Below are 6,608 nucleotides of genomic sequence, written 5' to 3' on the forward strand. Positions count from 1 at the left end.
CTCCTTAGAATAATGGTTTTCCGGTCATTTCAACCGGTTGTGGAATTCCTAACATTTTCAACATCGTCGGTGCCAAGTCTGCAAGAATACCGTCTGTGCGCAACACGACATCTGGATTCGTGATAATGACAGGTACAGGATTTGTCGTGTGCGCTGTCATCGGTTGTCCACCGATTGTCGTCACTTCATCCGCATTGCCGTGATCCGCTGTGATGATAGCCGATCCGCCTTTTGCTGATAAAGCGTCAATGATTCGACCTAAACACGCATCGACCGTTTCAATCGCTTTTACAGTTGGCTCTAGCATTCCGCTATGGCCGACCATATCCGGATTCGCGAAGTTTAGGATAATGGCATCTTGTCGTTCCGCTTCGATTTCGGCCACTAACGCATCCGTTACTTCGTATGCGCTCATTTCCGGCTTCAAATCGTACGTTGCGACTTTTGGCGAATTGATCAGAATTCGAGTTTCCCCTTCAAACTTTTCTTCGCGTCCGCCACTCATAAAGAACGTCACATGTGGATACTTTTCCGTTTCCGCAATTCGCAACTGACGCTTGCCTTGGTCTTCAAGCACTTCACCGATTGTTTTGGTTAAATTGACATTATGGAATACAATGTCCGCTACTACATCATCATTATAATGCGTAAAGCCAACAAAATGTAAGTCCGTAAATTTTTTCACGCCTCGATCGAAGCCGTCGAAGTCCGGTTGCGTAATAGCACGTGACAATTGAATCGCACGGTCTGGACGGAAATTGAAGAAGATCACCGCATCTCCATTGTCAATCGTCGCCACCGGTTTGCCGTCTTGTTGAATGACAAACGGCTCGACAAACTCATCATGTATTTCTTCGGTATAAGAAGCTCGGATTCCTTCTTCTGCTGAATGACAATGTGGTCCGATTCCATATACCATCGCGTCATACGTTTTCTGCACACGTTCCCAACGCTTGTCGCGGTCCATCGCAAAATATCTGCCGGACACAGTCGCGATCTGGCCGACACCGACTTCTTTCATCACATCTTCTGTACGTTTGATATATGGAAGTGCCGTCGTCGGTCCTACGTCACGACCGTCGAGGAATGCATGCAAGTAGACACGTTCTACACCGTGTTCTTTGGCCATTTTCAATAAAGCAAATAAATGCTCATAATGACTGTGAACGCCTCCGTCAGACAGTAGCCCCATGACGTGAAGTGCAGAGCCTTTCGTTTTGACATGCTCCATCGTCTCAAGCAATGTCGCGTTAGCAAAGAACTCGCCTTCACGAATGGATTTATTGATGCGCGTTAAGCTTTGATAGACGATACGGCCAGCACCAATGTTCAAGTGACCTACTTCAGAGTTCCCCATTTGTCCTTCAGGTAACCCTACTGCTTCTCCACACGCCGTCAATGTTGCGTGCGGGTAGTTTTCCCACAGCAAATCAAAGTTCGGGATGTTAGCGTGTGCTACCGCGTTTCCATACGTTTCGTCTCGTAAGCCGAAACCGTCCAGGATAATTAACGCGACTGGTTTATTCGCCATGAGTTCCAGCCTCCACCAATTTTACGAATGCCGCTGGATCGAGACTAGCTCCCCCGACTAACGCACCGTCAATATTGTCCTTACTAAGTAATTCAGCGATATTTTCTGGCTTTACACTACCGCCGTATTGAATACGGACTGCATCTGCCACGTCTGATGAATAAAGTGTTTCGATCTTATGACGGATTGCGGCACATACTTCATTGGCATCGTCAGCCGTTGCAGTTTTGCCTGTGCCGATCGCCCAGATAGGTTCGTACGCAATGACAGACTGTTTCGCTTGTTCCGCTGTGACGCCGAAAAACGCTTTTTCCACTTGTGCTGAAACGATCGAAACCGTTTCAAGTGCTTCGCGCTGTTCCAATGTTTCTCCTACGCAAACAATCGGTACTAGGTGATGATTGAACGCTGCGTGTACTTTTTTATTCACTGTTTCGTCGGTTTCATTGAAATACTGACGACGCTCAGAATGTCCCAAAATGACATACTGTACACCTACGTCTTCAAGCATAGCTGGGCTGATTTCACCTGTAAATGCCCCTTCATCTGTATCATGCATCGTTTGAGCGCCTACTTTGATCGCAGTCGTTTCAAAACGTTGTAGTAAGTCGTTTAGATACAATGCAGGCGGGCAGATCACCGCTTCGACTTGATCTGACGCCGTGAGTTGTTCTTTCATGTGTTCCGCAAATTCTGCAGCTTCACCAGATAATTTAAACATTTTCCAGTTGCCCGCAATGATTCGTTTTCGCAAAAGAATTCCTCCTTATTCTCGATCTTGTAATACAGCTACTCCTGGCAATTCTTTGCCTTCCATGAATTCGAGTGAAGCGCCGCCACCTGTAGATACGTGATCCATTTTTTCCGCGACTTCAAACTTTTCAACAGCCGCCGCAGAGTCGCCTCCACCAATTACTGTATAAGCAGCTGTTTCAGCCATCGCGTCCGCCACTGTTTTCGTGCCGTTTGCGAATGCTTCCATTTCAAACACACCCATCGGCCCGTTCCAAATGACGAACCTTGAATCTTTAATGACTTGCTCGTAACGCTCTGCTGTTTCAGGTCCGATATCGAGACCCATCCAGCCTTCTGTAATGGCATCGACTGAAACCGTTTTAGTTTCTGCATCAGCAGCAAACTTATTCGCAACGACTGCATCTGTCGGTAAGTATAAAGTGACTGCCTTTTGCTTCGCCTTTTCAATGAAAGACTTCGCCAACTCTACTTTATCTTCTTCTACTAGTGAATCTCCAGTTTCGTGACCTTGTGCGCGGGTGAATGTATACGACAATCCGCCACCAATCAACAAGTTATCGACTTTATCCAACAAATTGTCGATGACGCCAATTTTGTCTTTTACTTTCGCGCCGCCTATGATTGCGGTGAAAGGACGATCGGGATGAGACAATGCTTTTCCGAGAACATCTAGTTCTTTCTCGAGTAAGAAGCCAAGAACACCGGGTATGTACTCTGCAATTCCAGCAGTGGAAGCATGTGCGCGGTGCGCTGTTCCAAATGCGTCATTCACAAAAACGTCTGCTAGAGCGGCAAATTGCTTGGATAGTTCCGCATCATTCTTCTCTTCGCCTGGATTAAAGCGAACGTTTTCAAGCAAAATCACGTCGCCGTCTTTCATTTCTGCAATCGCTTTTTCCACTTCTTCACCGATTGATGAATCAAGTTTCTTCACTGTTTTACCTAGAAGCTCAGACAATTTATCGCCTGCAGGTGTCAAACGCATATCTTCTTGCACTTCACCTTTAGGACGTCCTAGGTGACTAGCTAATATTACTTTTGCCCCCGCATTTGTCATATATTCAATTGTGGGTAGTGCCGCTTTAATACGTGTATCATCCGTTACCTTTCCATCTTCCATCGGTACGTTGAAATCCACGCGACAAAATACGCGCTGGCCGTTCAATTTAATATCTCTGATTGTCTTTTTCATGTTCATTCAATAAGTCCTCCTCGGCATAAATACAAAAAGAGGAACGGGTTTCTCCGTTCCTCTCACCCCATATTTATTCATTATAATCGGTTACTTGTGGAATGGCTACGATTTATAACAGAATTGATGGTTTTCTCGTCTTATAGGCCTTGTTTGTTCATATATCGTGCAAGATCGATACAACGAGCGGAGTAACCAGACTCATTATCATACCAAGAAATGACTTTTACCATATTGCCTTCCATGACCATTGTAGACAAACCATCTACTGTGGAAGAGGCCGTGTTTCCATTGTAATCAACAGAAACTAACGGCAAGTCACTGAAGAATAGACGTCCTTTTAACTCGCCTTCAGATGCTTTCTTCAATGCAGCGTTGACATCTTCTACCGTTACGTCTTTTTCTAATTCCGTCACAAAGTCTACAAGGGAAACATTTGGAGTCGGCACACGTACTGCCATTCCATCCAATTTCCCTTTCAATTCAGGAATTACTTTCGTTACAGCAGAAGCTGCACCCGTTGTCGTTGGAATCATCGACACGCCAGCCGCACGCGCACGTCGGTAGTCAGAGTGTGGAAGGTCGAGAATTTTCTGGTCGTTTGTATACGAGTGAATAGTCGTCATCATACCACGCTTAACGCCGAATGAATCGTTCAACACTTTCACGACAGGTGCTAAACAGTTCGTCGTACAAGACGCGTTCGATACGATATGGTCGTTCGCTGGATCGTACGTTCCTTCATTGACACCCATCACAAGTGTAGTCATTTCGCCTTGCGCTGGAGCAGACAAGATGACTTTCTTCGCGCCTGCATCGAGGTGTTTTTGCAATCCTTCTTTCGAACGGAAGACACCTGTACAATCGATCACGATATCTACGCCAAGGTCTTTCCAAGGAAGGTTCGCAGGATCTTTTTCTGCAAACACGCTGATCTTTTTGTCATTTACACGAATTGAAGATTCATCTGATTGCACGTCTGCATCGAAAATGCCGTGCACGGAATCATATTTCAATAAATGAGCCAACATCGCTGCGTCTGTCAAATCATTGATCGCCACTACTTCTACATCTTCTGTTGCAAATGCTTCACGAAGTACCAATCGTCCAATTCGTCCAAATCCATTAATCGCTATTTTCACTGTCATACTAAATCGCCTCCGTTAAAGTAGTTGTAACCTTTTCGCCTTCTAGGCATTGTATCTGCGTTTCACATTAACGACAGCATATTCTCCGCTGCGCCTTCGTCTGTCACTAAAATAGTCTGGGACGGTGCACTTGCTAAATACGACAGCAGTGCTTCCGCTTTACTCGCCCCGCCGGCTACTGTGAGCACGAGCGGGACGTCTTGCAATTGCTCCATCTGAATCCCAACTGTACGGATACGATGGACAATTTCACCTTGTTGATTAAAATAAAAGCCGAATGCTTCTCCTTTTGCTTGCCGATCTTGTAGAATCTGCTGTTCTTCGTCAGGAGAATTTCGCAATACAGCCATTTTCGTCGCATTCCCGACACCATGGATGACGCAGTCGGTGCGACTATATAACGCCAACATCTCTTTCGCGGCGGGCTCATGCTGGAACACCGCATGTGCTTCTTCACTCAAAGTATCTGGATAATAAAACGCTTTGTATGTTGCATGACATGTTTCTGCAAATGAAGCAGCGATCATATTCGCCTGCAGCCCAATTTCTTCCCCCACGCCACCTCTTGCTGCGATAAATTGCACATCAGGCAACTCATCTTGCTGCATAAACGATGGAATCGCGGCTACTGAACTACCGCCAGTTACTGCGACAATTTCATTCCCTTTAATGTGGGAGCGAAATTGCTTCGCCGCTTGCATACCGAGCAACTTTTTCGTCAAAGGTGAATCATCGGAATCCCCTTCCACTACATGTACTTGTAGAATGCCGAGGCGCTCTGCCAACTCATTCGCAAGTTGTCGTCTTCCCGATCTTTCCTCCATCGTATCATGCAATGCAAAGAGCACTTCTATACCTTTTTCCGTAGTCGACACGCCTTCTTTCGCAATATGCACCAGTTCTTGTTCTTTCAATAAATCGAGCATCGTCCGTGTTTCCCTTTCGGAATAACCAGACATAGAACTAAGCGTTCGTCTGCCAACAGGCCCTGACGCTTTGATTAGTTTCAAGATATGATAACGTTGCTCGATCAACAGTGGAAGTTCAGGTATAAGTGCGAGTTGTGCTTCATAAAATGATAAGTTCACTTACATCCCTCTTTTCAAGTGGGATATATTTGATCCCGCATAATTAATGTTGTCCCACCTAGGGTAAAAAAATACTATACGTGAAGTATAGCATACTCAGAAATGAAACACAACGAGAAAGCGTTTTCATTGTTCAATTAATTCCAAAAGATCGATATAGCCGATATTTCCAAATGCCAACACCTGTCCTTCGTGTTCGATGACAGGGATCATTAGCATATATTTTTCATGGATGTCGTCATCTTCTTCTATATTGAACGTCTGCCACTCGAGTGGATAATCTTCCGCGACCAAGTGAAGCATTCGTTCCGCTTCTTCGCACAGTCCACAATTAGGTTTCGTGTAGAATTGAATTTTCATATGTAGGTCACCTCGTTTTTATTTATGATTACATGGAATTGGTTATTTTTCTAGGGATTTGTTTATTTAGGGGGTTGGGGTTGGGGTTGGGGTTGGGGTTGGGGTTGGGGTTGGAGTTGGAGTTGGGGTTGGGTGGGTTATGAGCGGTTATGGGGTTGGATTGAGCGGGTAACCTGGAACTATGAGCCGTTGTGGATCGCGATTGAGCGGATAACGCTACGCATAGAGCGCTTGACGCGGCATATAGAGCGGATTGCGGGAATCATTGAGCGAAAGTCGCTAATGCCAAAGACTAGATGGCGCGGCGATAGAATACCGGGATACCAGGTGTAGCGCCGCGGACATAGAGCGGATGCGAAGCTACATAGAGCGGGCAACGTGGAACTATGAGCGGTTGCGGATCGTGATAGAGCGGATAACGCTACGCATAGAGCGCTTACCGCGGCATATAGAGCGGATTGCGGGATTCATTGAGCGGAAGCCTCTAATGCCAAAGACTAGATGGCGCGGCGATAGAATACCGGGATACCAGG

The 6,608-nt window shown here is 46.0% G+C and carries 7 protein-coding genes; 1 reads left to right on the forward strand and 6 read right to left on the reverse strand.

What is annotated here, in order from left to right:
- Positions 1-4 precede the first annotated feature (4 nt).
- From gpmI to CSV73_RS10025, 6 genes are all read right to left on the reverse strand, one after another.
- Positions 5-1,531, reverse strand: a complete 1,527-nt coding sequence (gpmI, locus tag CSV73_RS10000) for a 2,3-bisphosphoglycerate-independent phosphoglycerate mutase (protein WP_099627438.1) — start codon at positions 1,529-1,531, stop codon at positions 5-7.
- On the reverse strand, positions 1,521-2,285 hold the full coding sequence (gene tpiA / locus CSV73_RS10005; RefSeq protein WP_085131568.1) for a triose-phosphate isomerase: 765 nt from the start codon (positions 2,283-2,285) through the stop codon (positions 1,521-1,523). Before tpiA ends, gpmI begins: the two co-directional genes overlap by 11 nt.
- A 12-nt stretch (positions 2,286-2,297) precedes the next feature.
- Positions 2,298-3,485: a phosphoglycerate kinase gene (locus CSV73_RS10010; protein ID WP_099627439.1), complete on the reverse strand. Its 1,188-nt coding sequence runs from the start codon at positions 3,483-3,485 to the stop codon at positions 2,298-2,300.
- A gap of 134 nt (positions 3,486-3,619) precedes the next feature.
- Positions 3,620-4,627, reverse strand: coding sequence for a type I glyceraldehyde-3-phosphate dehydrogenase (gap, locus tag CSV73_RS10015; RefSeq protein WP_099627440.1), 1,008 nt, complete (start codon positions 4,625-4,627; stop codon positions 3,620-3,622).
- A gap of 62 nt (positions 4,628-4,689) precedes the next feature.
- The gene (locus tag CSV73_RS10020) at positions 4,690-5,715 is read right to left on the reverse strand and encodes a sugar-binding transcriptional regulator (protein WP_099627441.1); all 1,026 of its coding nucleotides are present in this window, start codon (positions 5,713-5,715) and stop codon (positions 4,690-4,692) included.
- 126 nt (positions 5,716-5,841) lie between these two features.
- Positions 5,842-6,075 carry a glutaredoxin family protein gene (locus CSV73_RS10025; RefSeq protein ID WP_099627442.1) on the reverse strand — a complete coding sequence of 78 codons (234 nt, stop codon included), beginning with the start codon at positions 6,073-6,075 and terminating at the stop codon, positions 5,842-5,844.
- Between the two features lie 352 nt (positions 6,076-6,427).
- On the opposite strand from CSV73_RS10025, the gene CSV73_RS16725 reads away from it, so the two are divergent.
- Positions 6,428-6,608 (forward strand): hypothetical protein (locus CSV73_RS16725; RefSeq protein WP_233202877.1); only part of this gene is annotated, 181 nt, incomplete at its 3' end.

Source organism: Sporosarcina sp. P1, assembly GCF_002743155.1.
GTDB lineage: Bacteria > Bacillota > Bacilli > Bacillales_A > Planococcaceae > Sporosarcina > Sporosarcina ureae_B.